Source organism: Kangiella sp. (assembly GCF_048265365.1).
Classification (GTDB): domain Bacteria; phylum Pseudomonadota; class Gammaproteobacteria; order Enterobacterales; family Kangiellaceae; genus Kangiella.
On record NZ_JBLXBT010000001.1, the window covers coordinates 1,602,847 to 1,625,317 of the forward strand.

24 protein-coding genes and 1 tRNA gene are annotated in these 22,471 nt (G+C 43.7%); 13 read left to right on the forward strand and 12 right to left on the reverse strand.

What is annotated here, in order from left to right; all coding sequences use genetic code 11:
- Positions 1-39 precede the first annotated feature (39 nt).
- Complete coding sequence (locus tag ACN0VI_RS07430) at positions 40-564, reverse strand: TIGR00645 family protein (protein WP_331890007.1); 525 nt, start codon at positions 562-564, stop codon at positions 40-42.
- A gap of 168 nt (positions 565-732) precedes the next feature.
- Here ACN0VI_RS07430 and ACN0VI_RS07435 point away from each other — a divergent pair, with 168 nt between their 5' ends.
- Entirely contained in the window at positions 733-1,269 is a 537-nt protein-coding gene (locus ACN0VI_RS07435; RefSeq protein WP_417446295.1) for a SixA phosphatase family protein, read from the forward strand.
- Between the two features lie 52 nt (positions 1,270-1,321).
- On the opposite strand, the gene ACN0VI_RS07440 is transcribed toward ACN0VI_RS07435, so the two are convergent.
- Positions 1,322-1,903, reverse strand: coding sequence for a hypothetical protein (locus tag ACN0VI_RS07440; protein WP_417446296.1), 582 nt, complete (start codon positions 1,901-1,903; stop codon positions 1,322-1,324).
- Positions 1,904-2,048: 145 nt separating this feature from the next.
- Between ACN0VI_RS07440 and clpS the strand changes: the two genes are divergently transcribed.
- Both clpS and clpA read left to right on the forward strand, forming a co-directional pair.
- Entirely contained in the window at positions 2,049-2,396 is a 348-nt protein-coding gene (clpS, locus tag ACN0VI_RS07445; RefSeq protein ID WP_012801391.1) for an ATP-dependent Clp protease adapter ClpS, read from the forward strand.
- A 33-nt stretch (positions 2,397-2,429) separates the two neighbouring features.
- Positions 2,430-4,697 carry an ATP-dependent Clp protease ATP-binding subunit ClpA gene (gene clpA, locus ACN0VI_RS07450; protein WP_331890001.1) on the forward strand — a complete coding sequence of 756 codons (2,268 nt, stop codon included), beginning with the start codon at positions 2,430-2,432 and terminating at the stop codon, positions 4,695-4,697.
- 103 nt (positions 4,698-4,800) lie between these two features.
- On the opposite strand, the gene infA is transcribed toward clpA, so the two are convergent.
- The 3 genes from infA to aat all read right to left on the reverse strand — a co-directional run bounded on the left by infA (position 4,801) and on the right by aat (position 6,708).
- On the reverse strand, positions 4,801-5,019 hold the full coding sequence (gene infA / locus ACN0VI_RS07455) for a translation initiation factor IF-1 (protein WP_012801389.1): 219 nt from the start codon (positions 5,017-5,019) through the stop codon (positions 4,801-4,803).
- 178 nt (positions 5,020-5,197) lie between these two features.
- A complete protein-coding gene (locus ACN0VI_RS07460; RefSeq protein WP_331889995.1) occupies positions 5,198-5,944 on the reverse strand; it encodes an arginyltransferase in 747 nt (248 codons plus the stop codon).
- Between the two features lie 38 nt (positions 5,945-5,982).
- Positions 5,983-6,708, reverse strand: a complete 726-nt coding sequence (gene aat / locus ACN0VI_RS07465) for a leucyl/phenylalanyl-tRNA--protein transferase (RefSeq protein ID WP_417446297.1) — start codon at positions 6,706-6,708, stop codon at positions 5,983-5,985.
- A gap of 198 nt (positions 6,709-6,906) precedes the next feature.
- Between aat and ACN0VI_RS07470 the strand changes: the two genes are divergently transcribed.
- From ACN0VI_RS07470 to ACN0VI_RS07485, 4 genes are all read left to right on the forward strand, one after another.
- On the forward strand, positions 6,907-7,137 hold the full coding sequence (locus ACN0VI_RS07470) for a DUF2798 domain-containing protein (RefSeq protein WP_417446298.1): 231 nt from the start codon (positions 6,907-6,909) through the stop codon (positions 7,135-7,137).
- A gap of 271 nt (positions 7,138-7,408) precedes the next feature.
- Positions 7,409-8,431: a helix-turn-helix transcriptional regulator gene (locus ACN0VI_RS07475; RefSeq protein ID WP_417446299.1), complete on the forward strand. Its 1,023-nt coding sequence runs from the start codon at positions 7,409-7,411 to the stop codon at positions 8,429-8,431.
- Between the two features lie 14 nt (positions 8,432-8,445).
- Positions 8,446-9,009, forward strand: coding sequence for a YqiA/YcfP family alpha/beta fold hydrolase (locus ACN0VI_RS07480; protein WP_417446300.1), 564 nt, complete (start codon positions 8,446-8,448; stop codon positions 9,007-9,009).
- A 68-nt stretch (positions 9,010-9,077) separates the two neighbouring features.
- A complete protein-coding gene (locus ACN0VI_RS07485) occupies positions 9,078-9,542 on the forward strand; it encodes a DUF2489 domain-containing protein (protein ID WP_417446301.1) in 465 nt (154 codons plus the stop codon).
- Positions 9,543-9,664: 122 nt separating this feature from the next.
- Here ACN0VI_RS07485 and ACN0VI_RS07490 read toward each other — a convergent pair.
- From ACN0VI_RS07490 to cmoA, 4 genes are all read right to left on the reverse strand, one after another.
- A tRNA-Arg gene (locus ACN0VI_RS07490) sits at positions 9,665-9,741 on the reverse strand.
- Between the two features lie 199 nt (positions 9,742-9,940).
- Entirely contained in the window at positions 9,941-10,609 is a 669-nt protein-coding gene (locus tag ACN0VI_RS07495; protein ID WP_417446302.1) for a pseudouridine synthase, read from the reverse strand.
- Positions 10,609-11,616 (reverse strand): tRNA 5-methoxyuridine(34)/uridine 5-oxyacetic acid(34) synthase CmoB, encoded by a 1,008-nt coding sequence (gene cmoB / locus ACN0VI_RS07500; RefSeq protein WP_417446303.1) that lies wholly within the window; start codon positions 11,614-11,616, stop codon positions 10,609-10,611. The genes ACN0VI_RS07495 and cmoB overlap by 1 nt, the downstream gene beginning before the upstream one ends.
- Before the next feature lie 17 nt (positions 11,617-11,633).
- Positions 11,634-12,362, reverse strand: a complete 729-nt coding sequence (cmoA, locus tag ACN0VI_RS07505) for a carboxy-S-adenosyl-L-methionine synthase CmoA (protein ID WP_331889979.1) — start codon at positions 12,360-12,362, stop codon at positions 11,634-11,636.
- A gap of 115 nt (positions 12,363-12,477) precedes the next feature.
- Here cmoA and ACN0VI_RS07510 point away from each other — a divergent pair, with 115 nt between their 5' ends.
- Together ACN0VI_RS07510 and ACN0VI_RS07515 are read left to right on the forward strand one after the other, a co-directional pair.
- On the forward strand, positions 12,478-12,759 hold the full coding sequence (locus tag ACN0VI_RS07510; protein WP_331889977.1) for a chorismate mutase: 282 nt from the start codon (positions 12,478-12,480) through the stop codon (positions 12,757-12,759).
- A 282-nt stretch (positions 12,760-13,041) separates the two neighbouring features.
- Positions 13,042-15,084 (forward strand): S9 family peptidase, encoded by a 2,043-nt coding sequence (locus ACN0VI_RS07515; protein ID WP_417446304.1) that lies wholly within the window; start codon positions 13,042-13,044, stop codon positions 15,082-15,084.
- Between the two features lie 63 nt (positions 15,085-15,147).
- Here ACN0VI_RS07515 and ACN0VI_RS07520 read toward each other — a convergent pair whose 3' ends face one another.
- Positions 15,148-15,792, reverse strand: coding sequence for a lipase (locus ACN0VI_RS07520; protein WP_331889973.1), 645 nt, complete (start codon positions 15,790-15,792; stop codon positions 15,148-15,150).
- A 211-nt stretch (positions 15,793-16,003) separates the two neighbouring features.
- Here ACN0VI_RS07520 and ACN0VI_RS07525 point away from each other — a divergent pair, with 211 nt between their 5' ends.
- Both ACN0VI_RS07525 and megL read left to right on the forward strand, forming a co-directional pair.
- A complete protein-coding gene (locus ACN0VI_RS07525; RefSeq protein WP_331889971.1) occupies positions 16,004-16,492 on the forward strand; it encodes an Lrp/AsnC family transcriptional regulator in 489 nt (162 codons plus the stop codon).
- A gap of 29 nt (positions 16,493-16,521) precedes the next feature.
- Positions 16,522-17,724 (forward strand): methionine gamma-lyase, encoded by a 1,203-nt coding sequence (megL, locus tag ACN0VI_RS07530; protein ID WP_417446305.1) that lies wholly within the window; start codon positions 16,522-16,524, stop codon positions 17,722-17,724.
- A gap of 49 nt (positions 17,725-17,773) precedes the next feature.
- On the opposite strand, the gene ACN0VI_RS07535 is transcribed toward megL, so the two are convergent.
- Both ACN0VI_RS07535 and ACN0VI_RS07540 read right to left on the reverse strand, forming a co-directional pair.
- Positions 17,774-19,051 (reverse strand): NAD(P)/FAD-dependent oxidoreductase, encoded by a 1,278-nt coding sequence (locus tag ACN0VI_RS07535; protein ID WP_417446306.1) that lies wholly within the window; start codon positions 19,049-19,051, stop codon positions 17,774-17,776.
- A gap of 204 nt (positions 19,052-19,255) precedes the next feature.
- Positions 19,256-20,983: a hypothetical protein gene (locus tag ACN0VI_RS07540; RefSeq protein WP_417446307.1), complete on the reverse strand. Its 1,728-nt coding sequence runs from the start codon at positions 20,981-20,983 to the stop codon at positions 19,256-19,258.
- 121 nt (positions 20,984-21,104) lie between these two features.
- Between ACN0VI_RS07540 and ACN0VI_RS07545 the strand changes: the two genes are divergently transcribed.
- Positions 21,105-21,389 (forward strand): DUF4404 family protein, encoded by a 285-nt coding sequence (locus ACN0VI_RS07545; protein ID WP_417446308.1) that lies wholly within the window; start codon positions 21,105-21,107, stop codon positions 21,387-21,389.
- A 214-nt stretch (positions 21,390-21,603) separates the two neighbouring features.
- Positions 21,604-22,368, forward strand: coding sequence for a DUF2884 family protein (locus tag ACN0VI_RS07550; RefSeq protein WP_417446309.1), 765 nt, complete (start codon positions 21,604-21,606; stop codon positions 22,366-22,368).
- Positions 22,369-22,471 lie beyond the last annotated feature (103 nt).

Here is a 22,471-nt window from a genome sequence, read left to right on the forward strand (position 1 = left end):
TTGTGTCGATATCATTTGTAGCTGATTGCTTGCCAGCAGTTAATGATCGTTACCAGACTTGGTAGTCAGGTAGTCCATGACAGCAAACAACAATCCAGAAATAACAAAGGTTCCATGAATCAGCAGCTTCCACATCACCACATCGGTCTCAATGGCTTCTGGCATCTTGTCCAATTGCATGTAAGTTCTTAATAGATCGATACCAGAAATCGCTACGATCGAGCTGATAAGCTTCACTTTTAATGTTGAGAAGCCCACTTTACCCATCCAGCCTGGGCGGTCTTCATGGTTGGATACGTCAATTTTAGAGACAAAGCTTTCGTAACCACTAAAAATAATGATGATGAGCAGGTTAGCCAGTAAGGTCATGTCGACGAGTGCCAGGATACCGAGAATCGTCGCAATTTCCCCAAGCCCTCCAAAGTGGGTAATGAGGTGCCATAGCTCTTTTGCGAAGCTACCCAACAATATAAAAATCGAAAGAATCAGACCTACAAAAAATGGTGCCAAAATCCAGCGACTGCTGAAAAGTGCTCGTTCAAAACCGTGTTCTATTTTCTTCACTGTTACCCCTTTTGTTATTGTGTGAATCATTCTTGGGCTTATTCTAATAGAATCGAAACTAATCTGCATAAATAATTACAGGTTTCTTTAAGTTGTAGAAATTCTGTCATTAAGTTGTTATCTAGCGCTATGATAATACTCTGCATGACATTGAACGGATGTAGAACGATGAAGCAAAATCAAACTGACTTTGAAGGCGAGGAAGCATCTAGCAAGAAACTGTACATTTTTAGGCATGGCAAGTCCGACTGGGAAGCCAGGTTTTCAAGTGATCATGAAAGACCATTGGCTGAACGAGGTGCAATTGCTGCTGAAAAAATGGGCAAGCATTTAGCTATGATTAAACAAGATCCGAAACGGGTCTTATGCTCAACTGCAGTGAGAACAAAGCAAACTCTATCGCTTGCAAAAGAAAAGGGCGGTTGGAAGTCTGAAGTACAATATTGTCGTGAACTCTATTTAGCCAGTGCTGAAGAAGCCATTGAGCTTATACACAAGCAGGATAATGCTGTTGATAAGTTGATGTTGGTTGCTCATGAGCCCATGTGCTCATCCCTTATTGCAGAATTAGCCATGGGGGCTAATGTAAAATTTCCTACGGCATCTGTCGCTAGACTTTCGTTCCGAGCAAATCATTGGCAGGAGGTCGAAGCGAATCGAGGTCGTCTGGATTGGTTATTGACACCTAAGGCTCTGTTCAAATAAAACAGGCAATAAAAAAGCGACCGAAGTCGCTTTTCATAACACTGTACCAACTTTAGAAATACCAGTTGAAGAAAGCACCGATATTATTGCCATCGAAGCTTTCGCCAGTAGGATCATAATCATAGTCGATATGAGTATAGCGAACACCCCAAGCCCAGGTGTCATGGTTATTTTCATACTCAAGCACTAAACCCAAGGCGTTCTCAAATTCTGCCGTGCCGTATAAACCTGGTAGGTCAATCTCCAGCTCAGGGTTAAACTCATAGGTAAAACCTGCGCCAAACAGGTGACCATTATTATCAAGAGAAGCAATCACGGTTAGGGGCATACGTGAAAAAGTCGCATCGCCATTGGATGCAAAAACGCCGCCGCTTTTGTAACCAATCGTATTTTTGAGTGCCCAGCCTTCGAAGCCAGCTCTAAAACCGAAATCTATCCACAATCCTTCGCCAGTTTTAACTTCGTCGCTGGAACCGTCATAGAAACGAATATCATCAACTAGAGTCTCGCCACCAAAAGATAAACCACCGCCAAGAATGCCAGAAATGTCTGCCTCTGTTTGAGCCTGAGCTACATTATTTAGCGCCAGACCAGAGATTAATAATGTGGCTAAGCCCAATTTATGAATTGTCATTTTTCTATCCTAATAGTTGTAAAAAAAGCCTCGCTAATTATAGACTGTATATATCTGAATAGAAACTTAATGCAAAGCTTGATCTTGCTTACCTATGGCCCCATTTATGCCATAATGATAGAGACATTTAGCGAAAGAAGTTGCTATGAGTAACGACCAAAATCACAATCAGAACCACGATCATGAGCATGAGCACGGCTTAGCAGTCGCCGATGCCAAACCCAAGCTCAAACAGCCACCCATGTATAAGGTGTTGATTCTTAATGATGATTACACCCCAATGGATTTTGTGGTGGATGTGCTGCGTAAGTTTTTTACTATGGATACAGAGCAGGCAACCAGAGTTATGTTGCAGGTTCATCACGAAGGGCAAGGTGTGTGTGGTACATTTACACCTGATATTGCTGAAACCAAGGTAGTTCAGGTCAATGAATTTGCTCGCGCAAATCAGCATCCTTTGTTATGTGTTATGGAGCCAGAAGACGGTGAGTAACTCAATTAAGCGTTACAAAAGGTAGGTGGTATTATGCTCGATAAAGCACTTGAACAGTCATTAAACCATGCGTTTCACGATGCTCGTGAAAAACGACATGAATTTATTACCATCGAACACCTGATGCTAGCCTTGTTGGACAATAAGGACGCCTTGGAAGTCTTGCGTGCTTGCGGAGCAGATGTCGGCATTCTTAAATCTGACCTTGAGAAGTTTATCAATCAAACTACACCGCAATTCTCTGATGAAGATGACGAGTTTGAAATTTCACCAACGATTGGGTTTCAGCGAGTTCTGCAACGTGCGGTATTTCATGTTCAGTCATCTGGTCGTGAAGCCGTCAGTGGAGCCAATGTTCTGGTTGCCATGTTTAGCGAACCAGAGTCGCAAGCGGTATTCTTACTGTCTAAACAGGATATTTCTCGCCTCGATGTAGTGAACTTCATTTCTCATGGAATTGGCTCAGAAGAAGACGATGATTTTCCTGAGCTGGAACATGAGGAAGGTGAACAAGAGCCACAAGAACCGCGTCCACTTGATCAATATGCAGTTAATCTCAATAAATTAGCCGAGCAGGGTAAAATTGATCCCCTGATTGGTCGGGCTAATGAAATTGAGCGTGTGGTGCAGGTATTATGCCGCCGCAGAAAAAACAACCCTTTATTGGTTGGTGAAGCCGGTGTCGGTAAAACCGCCATTGCGGAAGGCCTGGCCAAACGCATAGTGGATGGCGATGTGCCTGAAGTTATAAAAGATGCGGTAGTTTATGCGTTAGATTTAGGGGTGTTGTTAGCGGGTACCAAATACCGCGGCGACTTTGAGAAGCGCCTAAAAGCCGTTCTCGCCCAGCTCAAAAAAGAATCGCATACCATACTCTTCATTGATGAAATTCACACCATTATTGGTGCAGGTGCTGCCTCAGGCGGCACAATGGATGCATCCAACCTGATTAAACCGGTCTTGGCAAACGGTGAGCTGCGCTGTATGGGCTCAACCACATTCCAGGAGTATCGCGGTATCTTTGAGAAAGATCACGCCTTAGCACGCCGATTCCAGAAAATCGATATTAACGAGCCAACGGTCCAAGACACTATTGGTATCCTAGAAGGCTTAAAAGATCGCTATGAAAAATATCATGGCGTCTCTTATTCGAAACAGGCGATTCAAGCTGCGGCAGAGTTATCTGCTAAATATATCAATGACCGTCAGTTGCCTGATAAGGCGATTGATGTGATTGATGAGGCTGGCGCTCGCCAACGAATTTTGCCGGAAGATCAACGCAAAAGAACCATTACCCCCCATGAGATCGAACAGGTAATTGCTAAGATTGCTCGTATTCCTGAGAAAACGGTTTCCTCATCGGATAAAAAGCTGCTGCAAAATCTTGAGCGCAACCTCAAGATGGTTGTATTCGGGCAAGATCAGGCTATTGAAACGCTATCAGAGTCGATTAAGTTATCGCGTGCGGGATTAGGGCAAGAGAATAAGCCAGTGGGCTCATTCCTGTTTGCCGGGCCAACTGGTGTCGGTAAAACAGAAGTAACCCGCCAGCTAGCTCGTATAATGGGCGTTGAGCTTATTCGCATTGATATGTCCGAGTATATGGAGCGTCATACTGTCTCTCGCCTAATTGGCGCACCTCCTGGCTATGTTGGCTATGACCAGGGTGGTTTATTGACTGAAGCGGTAAACAAGAATCCGCACGCGGTTGTTTTACTGGATGAGATTGAAAAAGCTCACCCTGATGTATTCAACCTGTTATTGCAGGTGATGGATCACGGCACATTAACCGATAACAACGGGCGTAAGGCTGACTTCCGAAACATCGTTCTGGTCATGACCAGTAACGCCGGTGCGCAGGAAATTATTAAAGGTACTATCGGCTTTAAAGAGCAGGATCGTTCGCGTAATAATGAAGAGGCCATTAATCGAACATTCTCACCGGAGTTCAGAAACCGTCTCGATGCGATTGTATGGTTTAATTCATTACCACAGAAAGTGATCATGTCGATCGTTGATAAGTTCTTAACCGAAGTTCAAGGTCAGCTTGATGATAAGCAGGTGAATTTACATGTGGATGACACGGCTCGAGAGTGGTTTGCTAAACACGGTTATGATGAGAATATGGGTGCACGCCCAATGGCACGCTTGATAAGTGATAAAGTTCGCCGACCGCTGGCTAACGAGATTTTATTCGGTAAGTTAATGCAGGGCGGGGATGTTTATGTCAGCATGAAAGATGATGAGCTGGATATTCGAATCGAGCCACATATGGAAAAACTACCTCAGGGAACATCCTGATTTACTTATCTGCCGCTTTAGGGGCGAGCTACTTCTCTCCTTGACTTAATATTCAAAAACAAAAAAGGCGCTTCAAGCGCCTTTTTTCATCTAATGCTTCCAATTAACGGGCACGGAAAGTAATGCGACCCTTGGATAAGTCATAAGGGCTGATTTCAACAGTAACAGTGTCACCGGTTAAGATACGAATGTAGTTTTTACGCATCTTACCTGAAATGTGTGCAGTAACAATATGACCATTTTCGAGCTCTACTCGAAACATAGTGTTCGGCAAGGTTTCTAACACTTTACCTTCTAATTCAATTACGTCTTCTTTCGCCATATTAAGCCCGTTTCTCCTCTTTGACTTTCCAACAAAATGTTCAAAAAATGCGCGCGTATAATGCACTATTTAGACAATAATCGCAAAGATTTTGTGTGATTGGGGCATAATTAGGCTTAATTTTGCAAAGTTGAGCGATAAGCGAGAGAGTAACTGAGGACACTCGCAAAGGTGTGGGTTAGCTGATGTCAGAGCTAGGAATGGTTTCTGAGAGCAGTTTCCAGCGGTTATTATGCAAAACCTCAGCTGGTTTGTAAGAGCTCTTATAGCTCATTTTATGGCAGTCTTGGATGTAATAACCTAAATAGGCATAAGGCAGATTGAGCTTACGTGCCAATGCAATGGTTTTGAGAATCAGGAAAACGCCGAGGCTTTTATACTGCTCGTTTGTGGTAAAGAATGAATAGACCGCCGATAAGCCATCGTCGAGTAAATCCAGACACATGATAGCCACTGTTTGATCACCATCTTTAACCCGTATCTGAGCGGATTTACACCAGTCCGAAAAGAGAAAGTCTGCGTATTGGTCAAATGAAGGTGGGTACATATCCCCATCTCTATGCCGTGCGGTGACATAAAGTTCATATAACTCATAATCTTCATGGTTGGGCCTGGCCGGCTCAAAATGCACGCTCAAGTTATGATTGGCTTTTAGTATCCGCCTTTGGCTACGACTTGGCTTAAACTGCTCGGTAAGAACGCGAAAGGGCTGACAGGCGGAGCAATGAGGACATTTAGGGCGGTAGACATGATTACCGCTACGACGGAAGCCTAGGCGGCTCAGCTCGGAATAGAGGGTGTTATTCATGGGGAGCGAAGGATCAGCGAACAGGGAAACTGCGGTTTGGTTGTCCAGATAGCCACAGGCGTGCTCTGGCCCTGCGTAGAGCTTAATATGTTGAGTGCTTTTTTCTTTGTTACTCATAACAAGAGCCTCGCATATTGAGAGGGCCTGTTGACCTTTTAGTCTTCCCAATCCCTTAGGATCTTACTTTGCCATAGGTTTGGGGGTTGTTGCCAGTTAATTTCTTGCTTTAACAACCACAAAAACTCCTCGCGAGTCATATCCCGAGCGCCCATTCTGTAGAGGTGTGGATTACCGACCTGGGCATCAATCATCGAAAATCCTGCCTGTTTTAAGAAGTGGGATAAATAGATAAGGGCGATTTTTGAAGTGCTCGGGCGTCGACTAAACATGGATTCGCCAAAGAAAAAACGTCCCATACTGACACCGTACATGCCGCCGACCAAAGTTTCCTCATCACCAGTGTTTTCCCAGACTTCGATAGAGTGTGCCAAGCCAGATTGATGAAGCTCATAATAGGCTTGCTGCATCTCAGGCAAGATCCAGGTTTCTGGCTGATCAGCTCTAGGCGCAGCACATTGGTTCATGACTTCAGCAAAGGCTTTATTAATGGTTATGCTGTAGCGAGCTTTTTTAAGTTCTCGTCTAAGCGAACGCGACACATGAACTTCATCCAGCATAAATACACAGCGCGGGTCAGGAGACCACCACAAAATAGGTTCATCCTCACAAAACCACGGAAAAATACCATTGCGATAGGCTTCTGTTAATCGGGCGATAGACAAATCGCCACCGATGGCTAATAAACCGTTCGGCTCCGCCTGGGCCAATCGCGGATCAGGAAAGAGGGGAGTTTCATCGAGCAAAAAAATGTTATTAGCCATAAGCAATTCAATCATTCCAATCTTGCACGAAAGTAACAATTTTAAGAGGTGTTGGCGAGATCTTTGTGAGCAATGTGGTGTGATAACAACCATAAGACCACTCATAGCCAAATTAAATAAGACTTATACAATAAGCGGATTGCACGAATTGCTAGGCCACTATATGCTTCAGCCTAATTGATACTGCCGGATAGTCACATGATAAACCCAAAGCACCACCGCATCGTTTTTTCATTCTTTATGTCGTTGCTGATGTCCTGCATCATGTCTTTTATTATCAGCGTCTTTAACGTCGGTCTTGTCAGCAATATTGTTTCGATCTGGCTCAAAGCCTGGGCCTTCGCGTTCTTTGTTGCCTTCCCAGCGATTTTCCTGGTATCGCCATTGGTTCATAAGTTAGTCAGCCTGGTTCTTAAAGAATCGGAATAAAGCGATATAGGCTAGTGATATACCTGTGTGCCTGCCCAATAAATCATCTATATCAATAAATAAAGCCTTCAGGTTCATCCCTAAACACTGATGGCTTTTACCCTGTGACGAAAAGTGGAAGTGTCAAAAGGGGCGAGAAAACAAGCCGCAAAACTATTTGTCGCTGACCATGGCTAAAAATACTTCGCAGCTCGTCCTCTCTCAAACTTGATATTAGCCCTTCAGTGCGTCATATTGTGTCGTACTTTATAAATAATAAAAAAGGAAACTCATGGCAATCAAAGAACTTAGCCAAATCGAACGGCAGCTTGCCATCCTCAGACGCATTCCCACTGAACCGCAAAAAGTCACCGTCAACGATCTGATTGAATATCTGGAATCGAGCCATAACCTTGGCAATTTAAGCAAACGCAGTATCCAACGCGATATGGCCATGCTGGAACGTGTCTTTGGCGTGCATGTGAAAACCGTAGGGCGGGAAAATTATTATTACTTCCCTCAGGGTTCGCACATATCACTCAAGAAAATGGGGCCCGATCTGGCGCTGGGTTTCCTGCTGATGGAAAAATATACCCACAGCTTATTGCCAGAAGCCAGTCTTGATGCACTTGCGCCATATTTCAAAGAAGCCAAACTCGCGCTCAAAAATGAAAAGTATAAATATGCAGATTGGGAAAAGCGGGTTGCCATCTACCCTAAGGTCTACCCATTGGAGCCCGCCAAGTTTAACGCCAATCATCTGCTGGATATCTATAAGGCATTGCTGCTCAATAAGCAGTTCAAAATGAACTACACCAAAAAGGGCGGCGAAACCAAAGACTATATTGTCAGTGCGCAAGGCGTAGTGCAGCAGGAACAGGTGAGCTATCTGATTGCAACTTACGATGGACAAAGAGCGGAAGGTCTTATCCAATTTGCCATACATCGTATAAATGAAATAGAAATTCTCGACAGTCAGCCCAAGCGTGTAGCCGGTTTCGACATCAGACAATATCTGGAGCAGGGTGGTCTTGATATTTGTCTACATTCAGAACAAAACCTTGAACTTATTTTTAATAAGACGACAGCGCAGCATCTGAATGAAACGCCATTATCAAAAGATCAGCAATTGACAGAGCTTAAAGATGGAAGAGTACTCGTAACTGCAACGATCAATGTTACTCAGTCCATCAAATGGTGGTTGCTTGGCTTTGGAGATCAGGTCGAAGTTATTAAGCCAAAAGCCTTCCGCGATGACATGCAAAAGACAGTGCAGGGCATGATGAATCTGTACAGCAAAAAAGCTCTAAATTGAGTACAAGGTATATAATGAACATCTGGTATCTACACGGTTTTCGAAGCTCCGCAAAAAGCCCTAAAGTTAAAGCAATGCAACAGGCATTTCCTAACTGTCATGTTCAGGGCATTAATTATACGCCGCACTCGCCAGTAGTGGCTGAAGAAATTCTTATCAATGAATACGAAAAACTGATTGGTAAAGATGATGACCTGATCATCGTTGGAACCTCGCTAGGAGGATTCTGGGCCAGATGGCTGGCTTCAGAGCTCCCAATTAAGTCCTTAATGATTAATCCATCGCTTGAACCAGACAAAACACTCGAAACAGGAGAGTTTAAAGTCTTTGGTGAATTTGATGAAAGCATTAAGGTCACCACAAAAGACCTGCAAGATTTTAACCACTATAAAGTCACCAGCGAGCCTTATGGCGAATGCGAAGTTGCCCTGGCGATGGATGACGAAGTTCTGGATTCAGCAAAAACTGCCAAAGTACTAGAAGGCATCTACCCAATACATACATTCGAAACTGGAACTCATCGCTTCACTGAATTCGAGCGTGTGTTTTCGATCATTGAAAAGATGGTCGGCAAATAAGGTTTCCACTTTGGGTATTTTAATGACTTCCAGTACAATACCAACACCTTTCAAGAAGCCCTAGCCTTATGACTACTTTTTATATCATCGCAGGATTAATAACCCTCGTTCTTGCCAGTTATGCAGCAGTTCTACTGTTTAAGCTTAACAAGCAGAAGAAAGCTATTCATCAATCAGCGTTAGCTCAGGCTGAAAAGCATGATTCTCAGATGAAGTCGGTTATTGAAAGCATCACCTCTATCGCAAAAGCCATGCAGCAGGAACAGTGCCCGACGATTGAAGGTTGTATTCGATTAAAGGTGCTTATCGATCAGCTGCGCTTAGATGATGTCATTCGTGATGAATTTGCGGTCTTTTATACCATTTACGATAAAACCGCTCATATCCCCACTCACCAAGGCTGGAAAGATTTAAAAACCAAAGAAAAGATGACCCATACCAAGCTAATGATGGAGTTGGAAGCAGAGTATCAATCGGAAATTAATGAAGCTGTGGATAAAGCCATTATTCATTTTGAGAATAAAGCTCTGTAGCACTGTTAGATAAGGGCGACCTGCGATCGCCCAATAATGAGTAGAATTTATCCGATTGTTTCAGTAATGATATTTTTGTTGTGAGCAGGGTAAGTGCAACTTGCTCTTACAGGAAAGGAATATGGCGCACCTGAGAGGATTCGAACCTCTGACCTTTGCCTCCGGAGGGCAACGCTCTATCCAGCTGAGCTACAGGTGCTTAATTTTTTTTAACTGTACTAATTTCAAATTCTACACTAACTGAGATTCTTTAGAGCTTCGCTCTATCCAACTGTACCCTGTCTTCTGAGGAAGACGGGGCAGGCCCAGCTACTGGTGCATACTGTTTTTTCTTATTAGTACACATACCGTGTAGAAAAGGCGGGCGTATTTTCACAATTATTCTGATGTTTATCAAGCTAAAACGGGCAAGGTGACTCAACAGCGATGGTTTTGTCAGTTTTAGGGTGAGTTATGGTCAGGCTTGCTGCGTGCAGTAGCAGGCGTTTGGCTTTAGCTTCTGAGCCGTTTTTATTGTACAGGTTGCAGCCGAGGATTGGGTGGCCTAATTCAAAGCAGTGAAGGCGTAGCTGGTGGCTGCGTCCGGTTATGGGTTTAAGTTTGAGGCGAGTGGTTTGTTTGTTTAAATCGCGCTCCAAGACTTCCCATTCGGTTACGGCTTTTTTGCCCTGTTCAAAATCTATTTTTTGTTTGGGTCGATTTGGCCAGTCTGCAATCATAGGCAGGTCGATAACGCCGCTGTCATTTTCGACGATGCCGTCGACTACTGCGATGTAGTATTTGTCGGTCTGGCGCAATTCAAATTGCTTACTGATTTCTCTGTGTGCGAATTTAGTTTGTGCCAAAATCATAACGCCTGACGTAGCCATATCCAGGCGATGCACGATTGAGGCAGTTTTTGATTTGGGATGGTTTTGCAAGCGCGTGACTACGCAGTCTTTATTTTCTTCATGGCGCCCGGGAATACTCAATAATCCTGCAGGTTTATTGACGAACAAGAAATGCTTGTCAGGATGTAGAATGCGCACCGGTTCCGGACAAAAAGGGACAATATGATAATCAGCCATTATTTTACAGCCTTTGCGTTGCCGCGCTTGCCGGGTTTTGTGGCGATCAGTACCGCGCGCTTGGGAGCGGGGTAGCCTTCAATGGTCAGTTCTTTGTTTTGTGGATCAAGGTAATCCTCAAGCGACTGAAAAGTCATCCAGTCAGTTGCACGTTGTTCATCAAGTCCGGTCTTTGCGACGTTAGCAACTTTAATATTCTGAAAATCCAATTTTGCAAGCCAGTTCTTTAGCATACCTGTTGATGGAATAAACCAGACATTATTCATTTGTGCGTAACGCCCCTTGGGGATAAGGCACTGATCAGGTTCTCCATCAATTACTAGGGTTTCCAATACCAGTTCACCGCCAGGACTCAGCAGGTTTTTCATGTGCAGAATATGGTCGATTGGCGAACGACGGTGATAAAGCACGCCCATCGAGAAGATGGTATCGAAGCCTTGGTCTGATAGGTTTTCAGGCAGATACTCAAGACCAACTGGCAAGTAGTGAACCGGATAGTTGGATAAATAGGTTTGCATCACTGCGAACTGCATTAAGAATAATTGCGATGGGTCAATACCGAGCACCAGCTTGGGATTTTGCGCGGCCATACGCCAACAGTGATAGCCATTGCCACAACCCACATCCAATACAATACGATCTTCTAACGAGCTGATTTGATCTTTCAATCGATCCCATTTCCAATCCGAGCGCCATTCAGTATCGATATGTTGGCCGAATAAATGATAGGGACCTTTGCGCCAGGGATGAAACTTCATCAAGAGTTTTTTCAATTCTTGCTGTTCAGTTTCAGACAGCTGCGAGGCACTACCAATTTCTACCTTGCTGGCCAGCTCAATATGATCAGGCGTGATATCAGGCAGTTGCTTAAGCAGCTTGATCCAGTCGCTAAGATTACCGTGGGTATAATCGGCCATGCGGTCGTTGACCGCTTGCTTGAATTGGTCGAGCCAGGGGTGAAGTCGAGTATCGGCTATGGCTTTGTAAGTGTTACTGAAATTAATCATGGTGGTAAATTTCTGTATTATTTAACGGCAATAAACGAAGCGAAGTTGTACTGCTGGAACCAGCTGTCGTATTGGCTAAAACCGGCATTGGCAAAACGCTTGTAATGTTTTTCGCGAGTGTCTGGCAACAACACGTTCTCTAGCGCAGCGCGTTTCTGTGCGATTTCCATGTCGCTGTAGCCGTTGTATTTTTTGAAGTCATGATGCAGATCGATGATGTGTTCGTTTAATGCTTCGTGCTGCAGGGTGATTTTCTCGGATAAAACCAAACAACCACCAGGCAGCAAAGCATCATAGATACGGCTAACCAGTTCCTGTCTATGGCCGCGTGGAAGAAACTGCAGGGTGAAATTCAGAATGATCATGCTGGCAGATGACATCTCTAGATCGGTGATATCTGCTTCAATAACTTCAATCGGCATGGCAAAGTTATAGCTCGATTGAATCATCTGGCAGCGCTCAATCATAGCTGGCGAGTTATCAATTGCAATGATCTTGCAGTCTGAACGGTCGACGGTTTGACGAATCGCTAATGATGCCGCACCTAGGGAACAGCCTAAATCGTATATCTTACTATTGGGCTGAACAAAGCGCTGGGCTATTTCGGCAATGCCTTGAATGATAGTGGTGTAGCCGGGCACTGAGCGCTTGATCATATCAGGAAAGACTTCAACCACTTTGTGGTCAAACTCGAATTTCTTGATATCCTGTGGCTCTGCGAAAATGGTATCTTTGCGTTCAGTCATAACGGTTCAATTAAGCCGAAAAAGGCTTTTAACAACTTTGTGCGCAATTCTACTATAATAGGCGCCAGTTACACATACTTAACCCATGATTTTTAATGAATACGGTAGATACACGGTGAATTCAGAGGTTATACAGAGCTTACGTTCAGACATTGATAAGTTGGATAGAGAACTATTGGAGCTGGTTGAAAAACGAGCACAACTGGTTCTAAGGCTCAGTGAAGCAAAAAATAAGCTGGGCATGGATGATTACGATCCAGCTCGCGAACAGGCTATCATTGAGAGCCTGTACCAAGAGTTTAGTCCGACTTTTACTCAGCAAGAAATCGGGACGATTTTTAAACCGATATTTAAGGCCAGTCTACGAGTTCAGCAGGACAAAAAAAAGCCCGCCTAAAGTAGGCGGGCAAAAGTTGCGTCTCAAAATGAGAAGGAGGTATTTTGAGATGCGGGATTTAGCACTAAGGGGTAGTTAATACTAATTCCACACCCCCACTTTAACAAAGCCGCCAGCTCTGGCAATTTTCTAAATGTAACAAAGCATTTCCGCATTAATTATCTTTACAAAGCCAATAAGTTTATGGGCTGGCACTGGGGTTCGATTTTTTATATCCTGTCCGCTTTGTAATTTTTGAAGCATATATTTTTTGGCTTAATTGATACCTTGATAAGGGGACTAATGAAAAAGTTATTGATTTCTATAAGTTTGCTGCTTGCCTCCACCGGCTTGATGGCAAAAAACGACGGCATGAGCTTGGGAGATATTTCTAAGTTGCAGTCTGTTACTTCACTCGATGTTTCACCGAATGGTGAATACATTGCATTTACACAGTCTAAACCTCGCACACCCTATGTTGATGAAGATGGCGCTGCCTGGAGTCAACTGTTCGTGATAAAAAAGGGTGGCGAAGCCCGTCCATTTATAACTGGCAAAGTGAATGTTGGTGGCGTTCAATGGGCACACGATAGCTCGGTAATTTATTATGTGGCCAAGCGTGGAGACGATAAGCATAAAACGCTTTATAAAATTCCGGTAGATGGCGGCGAGTCGCAACCTGTCCTGAGCTTTAAAACTGACATCGGTAGCTACACTATAAATCATGATGGCTCTAAGTTGGTTTTCCTGGCAAAAGAGGAAGACCCAAAGCATAAAGAGAAGCTTGACCAAAAAGGCTTTAAAGCGAAGGTTTATGAGGAAGACATTAGTTCAACTCATGCCTGGCTTTATGATCTTGCTTCGTCTGATGACAAGCAAAAGCCGGCAAAGATTGAAATTGATGGGCATCTCCTGTCAGTAACATTCTCGCCAGCTAATGATCAATTAATGATCCAAACCTCACCGACTTCCTTGATTGATGACATCTATATGAAGAAGTCACTTAAAGTCATTGATTTGGATGGCGACATTGTTGCTAGCTTCAAAACTGAAGGCAAACAAGGTAAAGCAGTGTGGTCAACCGATGGTGAGCAGATTGCTTTCCTTGGCGCCAATGATTACAACGATCCAACCAACGGTGCTTTATACATTGCTAACGTTGATGATGAAACGATTTATAAACGAGTCGCTAATTTGAGCAGCCATGTGATGGATATTGCCTGGAATGGCGATGATGTGATTTACATTGAGCATCAAGGTGTTGAAAGTCGCATCGTAAAAGCTGCGGTGAAGCGTAAAATTGCTGACCGTCCCGTGGTTGATTATGGCAATGGTATTCATCGTCGTTTAAGCGTTTCAGCTGATGGCGAGATATATGCGCTGGTTGATACAGCATCTCATCCACGCGAAGTCTATGCTTTTAACGCAGAAGGTTTTGAGCGTTTGACAGACAGCAATCCTTGGTTAGCTGAGCGTGAGCTGGGTAAGCAGGTTGCTTATGAGTATAAAGCGCGCGATGGCCTGAAAATTCAAGGTGTTCTGGTGTATCCATTGAACTATAAAAAAGGCAAGCGTTACCCAATGATTGCTTTTGTTCATGGGGGCCCGGAAGCGCATGACTCTAATGGTTGGGTAACCAACTACGGTGATACCGGGCAATACGCATCAGCTCAGGGTTATTTCGCTTTCTACCCTAACTATCGAGGTAGTACCGGTCGTGGTGATGAGTTTGCTCGTTTAGATCAACATGCCTACGCTGACCCTGAATTTACCGATATTCTTGACGGTAAATTGTCTATGGTTAAAGAAGGTTTAGTCGATACCGATAGAGTGGGTATTACTGGTGGTTCTTATGGTGGTTATGCAACGGCATGGTCTGCTACAGCGCTATCAGAGCACTATGCAGCAGGTGTAATGTTTGTTGGTATCTCGAATCAGCTTTCTAAGTTTGGAACGACAGACATTCCTAACGAAATGCAAGCCGTTCACGCTCGTGCATGGCCATGGGATGACTATCAGTGGATGCTGGAAACCAGCCCAATTTATCATGCGCCAAAAGGTAAAACGCCTTTGTTGATTATGCATGGTGAAGCCGATACTCGTGTTCATCCTTCGCAATCAATGGAAATGTACCGTTACCTGAAAACTTTAGGTAACGCACCAGTTCGATTGGTTCTATATCCGGGTGAAGGTCACGGTAATAAGAAAGCCGCTGCACAGCTGGATTATTCGATGCGTTTGATGCGTTGGATGGATCATTACCTGAAAGGTAAAGGGGGTAATCCACCTCCGTATGATCTTCAACATGAAGAGAAGTTGGAGAATGGTTCTGATAGTGAGAGTTAATATCGGAATTGGATAAAGAGAAAGCCCGCAGTTAGCGGGCTTTTTTGTGATTATCTGTTCAAATTATTGTTCAAAAACTCCGTGCTGTAAAAAGTGTTCGATCTGCTGCTGCACTTTGTTGTTGTTCATGATGAAGGTATGGCCGTGGTTGACGGTGATGAAGTCTTTCATTTCAGGAAGCTGGGCGCTTTCGACGGAGACTTTGCCGTCATGGGGGCCAGCAAAGGCGTGATTAAACCAGGGATCGGAGGATTTGGTGCCGATCATTATTCCGACATCTGCAGGAACGGGCTTAAGCTGCTCGAGTAGAGGGTTGTTATTGATATACAGTTGCTGCCCCGGTTTGCCAGTGGCTAGCTTATACCACAGTTTATCCCGGTAGAGTTCTGCCACCTCGCTGCCCTGGTTGGGTGGGGCGATCATGACTATACGACCAAGCTTGGCAATTTGATGATGGCTCAAGAAGTAACGCAGCATGATACCGCCAAGAGAGTGGGTGACGAAGTGAACCGCTTCAAGATCATCCATATTGGCGGATTGCAGAAGTTTGGCAATGTGTTCTTCAGCAATGACCTCAATCTGTTTGGTTCGTGAGTCATAGGACTCATTGAGCACTTGATAGCCCTGACGTTTAAAGTATTTCTCTAAAGAGCACATGGAAAAGCGGGTGCGACCCATGCCGTGAAGTAAGATGACTAACTGCTTCATTATTATCAGTTTTATGGAATGTTTTTCGAATTGATAGGCTCAGTGTAGCTTGTTTCTTGTCTGACCAGAAGATTTTCACTGAAGATTATTCATATTCTCTTTGGTTACGGACCTCTCCCCAGAATATCTTTCCTTGATTGGTCTGTTGTGGTGATAAATATTCGTCATTTCTGATAGTATGCCGAATATCATTCAGTTGAGGTGAGTCGAAATGGTAACATATTCACACGAAATAGAGCTGGATTCTGTGGATCAGAAGATACTACAGATTCTACAAAACGATGGTCGTTTGACCAATGCTGAACTTGCCAAGCAGGTTCATCTGTCACCCCCAGCGGTACATGCGCGGGTCAAGCGATTGGAGCAGAAGGGCGTTATTGCGCGCTATGTTGCTTTGGTCGATAGGCAAAAAATTGGTTACGACAATTTATGCTTTGTTGAATTTAGTTTGCAACTACATCGTTTTGAACAGATTCAGAATATTTTAGACAAGGTGACCTCCTGGCCAGAAGTTTTAGAATGCCACAACGTCACTGGCGAATATGATTATGTGCTTAAAGTCGCGGTAAAAAACACTCAGTCTTTAGAGCATTTTATATCAAAGAAGATGATTCCACTGGAGGGAGTCGCCAAAGTTCATACCACGCTGGTATTGAAGGAGGTGAAGGCCACGACGGCTATCAATATTCTTGATGATTAATTTTGGCGAGAATCAAGAGCGAGAGTCGTATGAGTTCAAGTAAGTTCAGCAATATTGAAACCAAAGCCATTCACTCGGGTCGTATTGGTGATCCAAGTTTTGGATCACTATCAACACCTATCCACCAAACATCAACTTTTGTATTTGATAACGTTGAGCAGGGCGCCAGCCGTTTTGCAGGTGAGGAGCAGGGCTATATTTACAGCCGACTAGGTAATCCAACAGTGCGCGAATTAGAGCAGAAAATGGCGGCTTTGGAAAACACCGAAGAAGCGGCTGCTTTTGGTTCCGGCATGGGTGCGGTTTCAGCAACCTTGTTAGCAAACTTAAAAGCGGGTGATCATCTGGTCGCGTCTGCTGCTTTGTACGGTTGCACTTTCGCTCTCATTAATCATAAGTTTAAAGACTTAGGTATCGAAGCAACTTTCGTTGATATTACAAAACCTATTGAAGTCGAAGCTGCCATCAAAGAAAACACCAAGTTGATTTATTTCGAAACACCAATCAACCCGAATCTGGTTTGTGCTGATATGCAGGCGATTTCGGATATTGCAAAAAGACATGATTTGCTGACGATTCTTGATAATACTTTTATGTCGCCAGTGTTACAGCAGCCCAGTGATTTTGGTATGGACTTGATCATTCACAGCGCGACAAAGTATCTGAATGGACATGGTGATGTGGTAGCCGGTATTACGTGTGGCAGTGCTGAGCAGATTGAAAATATTAAAATGACAACGCTAAAAGATATGGGTGCTGTCATGAGTCCAAATGATGCCTGGTTAGTTCTTCGTGGCCTCAAAACACTTTCGGTGCGTGTAGAGCGTCATTGTGACAATGCTGAAAAAGTTGCTGAGTTTTTAGAGGCAAATGATCAGATTAAACAGGTTTATTATCCAGGTCTTAAAAGTCATCCTGCGCATCACCTGATCGGCAAGCAAATGAAACGTGCCGGTGGTGTGATTGCGTTTGAAGTGAAGGGTGGATTTGATGATGCTGTCCGCTTTATGAATAGCCTGAAGATGTGTCGCATTGCAGTGAGCTTAGGTGATGCTGAAACTTTGATTCAACATCCAGCCTCAATGACGCATTCGCCCTATACACTAGAAGAGCGAGCTGCTGCAGGAATCAGCGAAACACTCATTCGTATCTCAGTGGGACTTGAGCATGTGGATGACATCATCGGAGATCTTGAGCAGGCTTTAAAAGCCAAGCAGATTAAAGCAGCTTAACTAACTATTGATTGATGTAAAAAGGGCGACTGTTTAGTCGCCCTTTGTTTTATTTTTTCTTCTTCAACTTCTTAACACCTATCAAATCCATAATAAATTTTTCCCAGAAAGGCTCGGAAGTCCCGCGGCGTACTTTGTGTAAGAAGTATTTTTCAAAAGCCACCTTGGCGTAATGTACCCACTTACCGCTACCAGACCAATTCAAGTTGCGAGGCGGTATTTGTGGTTTGGCGATAAAGGCAACACCACCATCACCAAAATCTGCCAAACACATTGCATTGAGACTTGGCTCGGTATCAGGCTCTCTGTCCTCAATCAGTGCTTTAATGTTGTGAACGGTTGCTGTGACCATGGACTCAATCATATAACCTGTTTTGGGTACGCCAACCGGAACCGGTGTTTTGCCGATTGGTGGAATGGCGACACAGACACCAACTGCAAATACGTTACCGAAGGTTGGGTTACGTTGATATTTGTCGATCAGGATAAAGCCTTTCGGATTGGTTAAGCCTTCAATACCAAATACTGCATCAATGCCCCGGAAAGAAGGAAGCAACATTGAATGTTTAAACTTTAGTGGATCATGCTTGATGGTTTGTCCATCGCGGAAATGTTCAGTGACATGAATTTCATCTTCGGTAACTTCATCAACCGTTGCATTGGTGATCCAATTAATGTTGGCATCACGTAATTTTGATTCCAATAAACTTTTAGTATCACCAACGCCATCTAACCCTAAGTGTCCAATATAGGGTTCAGACGTAACAAAAGTGATCGGTACCTGGTCGCGTATTTTCCGTTTGCGCAGGTCAGTGTCGAGAATCAGTGCGTACTCGTAAGCAGGGCCAAAACATGATGCGCCTTGTACAGCGCCAACAACAATGGGCCCCGGGTTTTCGACAAACTTGTCCCAGTGTTCGCGAGTACTGTCTGCATGGTCTGTTTTACAAATCGAATGAGTGAAATGTTCGGGACCTAAGCCTTTTATGTCATCAAACGCTAGTGCAGGACCTGTGGCGATGACCAGGTAGTCATAATCAAGTGTTTCGCCGTTGTCCAATTCAACCTGATTACTTTCAGGTTTCACTTTTTTGGCGGCACTATGAATGAAGTTTATCTTTCCTTTGGCGAAGACTTCCGCCAAATCGACCCTGATCTGTTCCTTTCTGCGCCAATTGACTGCGACCCACGGATTGGAAGGGGTAAATTCAAAATAGGGAAGGTCGCTGATTACAGTGATTTCGGCAATTCCTTTAAGTTCATCCCTTAACTCGTAAGCCATTGGGATACCCCCAATACCTGCTCCTAACACGATAATTTGTTTCATTGCTGGCTCCTTTTCAGATTCCCGTCTAAACGTATCAAACGAAATATCAATTTATATTAGAATAATCTTATTTAACAATCTAATAGATGATGCAGATCAAATAATGAGCAACTAACTGATTGAAACGGGTGCGAGGTAATGGTTACCAGACACAAAAAAGCCCGGCGAACCGGGCTTGATTGAATCTAATGTAAAAGTACTAGATTATTTAGCTTTGAAGCTGGTCTCTGAAACGACACCTTCATTAGTAATATCAAGTGTACCTTTGATAGTACCGTCTACTTCTTTAAGCTTATCAAACATAGCTTTTTGGTCTTGAGCCATTTCTGAATTGGCATCCATGTCGTTCATCACTGTAGAGATAAGCTCCATGTATTTGCCAAAGTTCATGCTCATGCTGAATAAGCCATTGCTTGAAAGATCGTCGTTTGACTTAACGCTAGGAAGCTGAGAAATAGCGTCAGCACCCATCAACATCACTAAGTCATGACCGCGTAGGGCAATACTTGCTGGCATACCTATTTGATCCTGCAAAGATATCGCGTCACCGCCGTCCTTAAGTTCCATTTGTGCAAATTGTGGAGCAAATGAGCTTAAGGTCATCAACAAGTCTTTTGGCTTTTCAGCGCTTAGCGTAACAATCATTTGCATGCTGTCAGCTACAGCCATTGGATTGTTAGAAGCTTGCTCTAAACCAGCAATATCCATCTCGATGATGCCGAAACCAATACCTTTGATGCCTGCAACCATGCCAGTCATCATGCCAAGCATCATTGGGTTTTGTTGCTTCAAACCAGCTTGCATTTCAGCTAAAGGAGGGCACTCATAAGGAGTTTCCGTCAAACGCTGCCATACATCAGTAATTACAGGAACCATTTGGTCCATGTCAAAACCCATGCCAAAGCTCATCACATAATCATCGTTGTTCAAGTTTTCTGACAAGTGACCACGTAAACCTTGTAGGCTCTTAAGCAAGTCAGCGTTAGCACCTTCAAGCATGAACTTGAAGTTAGCTTCGTTAGCACTGAATTCAGTGTAACCGCCTGACATGGTAGGCCAGTTGGCTGTTAGTGCTGTAAACTCGGCAGCACAGGCTGGAGTTTGCATGTCGGCTAAAGAACCTTCGGCACCATTAGCAACTAATAGGTCGTTAACCATAACGCCAAAGCTGTTAGCTTTTGGGTTAGTTAAACCTTTCATTACGGCCAGGTTATCAATGAAGAATAAAGAATGACCAAGGTAGTCGTTTTTAGCCATCATATCAGTCAAGCGACCTGTCTCAGCGATGCTTTTCTCTGGCTTGTTTAAAGCGACTTTGATGTCTTTATCATCAGATAGTGGAGTATTCACTGTCATAACCGCTTGGTTATCATGTGAACTGATTATTAATGAATAAGGAACTGAAGGGTCATTTGAGAACGCGTATTCGCGGAACTCAATGCCATCCATGTTCTTAACTTCTGCTGCGATGTTTTGCTCAGTTTCGATTTGCTCGATTAGCTTGGCAAAAGTGTCGCTGCCATCAAGCTCAATACGCATAACCGGTAAAGCGCCTACTGTATAGAAAGCAGCATTAGGAGCTTCAGTTATACCTAGAGTTTTTACTGTGGTTTTGTCTGCAAAAGACTTCATGTATTTCGCATAAAGACCAAGTCCCATGCGTGCAGCGTCAGGAGAGTCAGGACCAAGCTCAAAGTCGTCATCTTGCATATCAACAAAAGTTGATGGGTCAAGACCTAGCTTGTGGCTCATAGCCATAGCTTCTTCAAAGCTGATTGGTGTTACACTTCCTGTAAATAGAACAGTGTCAGCTGGCACGTAGGCAAGAACAGAATTATCCTTGGCTGCTACAGTAGCGCTGCCACCTTTATAGAAGTAGATTCCCGCTGCAACTGCAATAACAATTGCAATAATGATTAATATTTTTTTCATGTGTTTCCTTCTCTTTGTTGTAGTACCGTGGCAAATTATAAGGGATGCAACTACTAAGACCAATGGATTTTATGTATCTTTGACTTACAATAGGTAAAAGAATGTTTCAAAAGGAGCAATTATGCCTGATTCCACCCCAAACCAGAGTGATATCCTGATATTGTCAGAAAAGCTGATACAGGCTTTAGATAGCGATAATGAGCTGTCTGATAAAGAAGAAGCCGTTTTGACCCGATTAGAGTTTGTGATTGAGTCGAAGCTGTTTTTACAGGACAGCCGCGAGTCCCCCGATGAATTTTTCCTTGAGCGCTTCCAGGACCGACTGGTTGAGTTTGAACAGGAACACCCTTCATTAGCTGGTATCGTACGTCGTATTTCCAACAGTTTGAGTAATATGGGCGTATAGGCTCATACAGATAATAGATAAGGCTAATCTGGTTAGTCTTATCTATCTTTCATCCCTGCCATTTCTTTCAAATCATTTCTATTGCCCGTTTTTGCAATACTTTGTTACCCAAAGTGCCGGATCTACACAAACAAATACTAAACCTTTTAGCTGATAAAGCGCATCTTAAAGGAGTAGTCAGAATGTATGGCTATCAATAAACGGAGGAAATTCTATGAACTATAAAATAAAAACCTTAGCCATTGCAGTAATGATGGTAACCGGTGCGGGTGTAGCAAATGCAAAGAGCCAGACATGTGATGTGGATATGGCTTATGACGTTAGTCTAAACGGTAATGAGATTGTTTTTACTAAAGATAAGCAGCAGTCTGTGGTCATTAAGGACAGTAACTCACTGTCGCTGGATGGCAAGACACAAAGCCTATCAGCAAAACAAACTCAGCTGTTGCATGAATATGCCCAGCAAATTCGTGAACTACTGCCGGCTGCTAGTGACATTGCAGAAGATGCTTCATTATTGGCACTGGAAGCGGTACGCGATGTAACCAACGTTCTATTGGAACACAACCCAGCAAAAGCCGACGAAATTATTGCTCGAGTTGATACTATTGCCGCCGAGCTGAAACAACACATCAGTGACTCACATTTACGTCCAGAAGCTATCGCTGAATATCTGGATGGTGCTGAGTTTGAAAAAGAATTTGAAGCCTTAATGGAAGAAAGCGTCACTGAATTTATTGAAGTCAACATACCTTCCATGATTGCTGCCGCGATGAGCGGTAATGAAGAGAAGGTCAAGGCGTTTGAAGAACGTATGGAAAAGTTTGGCCAGGAAATGGAAACCAAGTATGAAGCTAAAGCGAGAATTATTGAAGAAAAGGCCGATGCTTTGTGTGATCTGGTTAAACAAATCGAAGCCAAGGAAGACTCCTTTGTAAGCGCTTTCGAACAGTACGAGAATTACCAGCTGATTCCGTAATTTGATTTTTTACAATCCTTTTTCATAAGCCCCCAGCCCCGAATAGCCTTTATGCTGTTTGGGGCTTTTTTATACAAAACTTTTTACATTTTCTCATGACCTC

Coding starts and splice junctions, on each gene's coding strand:
- ACN0VI_RS07435 (WP_417446295.1), top strand. CDS start 733: ATGAAGCAAAATCAAACTGACTTTGAAGGCGAGGAAGCATCTAGCAAG.
- ACN0VI_RS07440 (WP_417446296.1), bottom strand. CDS start 1,903: ATGACAATTCATAAATTGGGCTTAGCCACATTATTAATCTCTGGTCTG.
- clpS (WP_012801391.1), top strand. CDS start 2,049: ATGAGTAACGACCAAAATCACAATCAGAACCACGATCATGAGCATGAG.
- clpA (WP_331890001.1), top strand. CDS start 2,430: ATGCTCGATAAAGCACTTGAACAGTCATTAAACCATGCGTTTCACGAT.
- infA (WP_012801389.1), bottom strand. CDS start 5,019: ATGGCGAAAGAAGACGTAATTGAATTAGAAGGTAAAGTGTTAGAAACC.
- ACN0VI_RS07460 (WP_331889995.1), bottom strand. CDS start 5,944: ATGAGTAACAAAGAAAAAAGCACTCAACATATTAAGCTCTACGCAGGG.
- aat (WP_417446297.1), bottom strand. CDS start 6,708: ATGGCTAATAACATTTTTTTGCTCGATGAAACTCCCCTCTTTCCTGAT.
- ACN0VI_RS07470 (WP_417446298.1), top strand. CDS start 6,907: ATGATAAACCCAAAGCACCACCGCATCGTTTTTTCATTCTTTATGTCG.
- ACN0VI_RS07475 (WP_417446299.1), top strand. CDS start 7,409: ATGGCAATCAAAGAACTTAGCCAAATCGAACGGCAGCTTGCCATCCTC.
- ACN0VI_RS07480 (WP_417446300.1), top strand. CDS start 8,446: ATGAACATCTGGTATCTACACGGTTTTCGAAGCTCCGCAAAAAGCCCT.
- ACN0VI_RS07485 (WP_417446301.1), top strand. CDS start 9,078: ATGACTACTTTTTATATCATCGCAGGATTAATAACCCTCGTTCTTGCC.
- ACN0VI_RS07495 (WP_417446302.1), bottom strand. CDS start 10,609: ATGGCTGATTATCATATTGTCCCTTTTTGTCCGGAACCGGTGCGCATT.
- cmoB (WP_417446303.1), bottom strand. CDS start 11,616: ATGATTAATTTCAGTAACACTTACAAAGCCATAGCCGATACTCGACTT.
- cmoA (WP_331889979.1), bottom strand. CDS start 12,362: ATGACTGAACGCAAAGATACCATTTTCGCAGAGCCACAGGATATCAAG.
- ACN0VI_RS07515 (WP_417446304.1), top strand. CDS start 13,042: ATGAAAAAGTTATTGATTTCTATAAGTTTGCTGCTTGCCTCCACCGGC.
- ACN0VI_RS07520 (WP_331889973.1), bottom strand. CDS start 15,792: ATGAAGCAGTTAGTCATCTTACTTCACGGCATGGGTCGCACCCGCTTT.
- ACN0VI_RS07525 (WP_331889971.1), top strand. CDS start 16,004: ATGGTAACATATTCACACGAAATAGAGCTGGATTCTGTGGATCAGAAG.
- megL (WP_417446305.1), top strand. CDS start 16,522: ATGAGTTCAAGTAAGTTCAGCAATATTGAAACCAAAGCCATTCACTCG.
- ACN0VI_RS07535 (WP_417446306.1), bottom strand. CDS start 19,051: ATGAAACAAATTATCGTGTTAGGAGCAGGTATTGGGGGTATCCCAATG.
- ACN0VI_RS07540 (WP_417446307.1), bottom strand. CDS start 20,983: ATGAAAAAAATATTAATCATTATTGCAATTGTTATTGCAGTTGCAGCG.
- ACN0VI_RS07545 (WP_417446308.1), top strand. CDS start 21,105: ATGCCTGATTCCACCCCAAACCAGAGTGATATCCTGATATTGTCAGAA.
- ACN0VI_RS07550 (WP_417446309.1), top strand. CDS start 21,604: ATGAACTATAAAATAAAAACCTTAGCCATTGCAGTAATGATGGTAACC.